We start from the raw sequence: 305 nt of genomic DNA, 5'->3' as shown, positions 1-305 counted from the left end.
CCTTCGGTATCTGACGTCACTTTTGCAGGAATCTTCGCCACACACCGAAATGGCACACAGTTTACAGCTAACTTCGATCAATTCTCCGTGTCGGAGAGCCTGCCTTCTATTGAGACGGATATTCTCACTTTCACACTACCGGAGCAAACTGGAGAAGCCATCATCGATGCGGTCAACCATACGGTCGACATAGAGGTCGCTGCAGGTACGGACCTGGCCACCCTCTCCCCGGTGATCACCCTTTCTGACGGCGCACAGGTTAGTCCAGCCTCAGAAATACCCACGGATTTCAGCGCCGGACCGGT

1 protein-coding gene is annotated in these 305 nt (G+C 54.1%); it reads left to right on the top strand.

What is annotated here, in order from left to right; all coding sequences use genetic code 11:
* Positions 1 to 305 (top strand): SGBP N-terminal domain-containing protein (locus QU605_RS15415; RefSeq protein ID WP_434967940.1); only part of this gene is annotated, 305 nt, incomplete at both ends.

It is taken from the genome of Robiginitalea aurantiaca, from assembly GCF_030380815.1.
GTDB classification, from domain to species: Bacteria; Bacteroidota; Bacteroidia; order Flavobacteriales; family Flavobacteriaceae; genus Robiginitalea; species Robiginitalea aurantiaca.
Note: the sequence above shows the minus strand (reverse complement) of the source record. Positions and strands in the feature narration are given on the sequence as shown.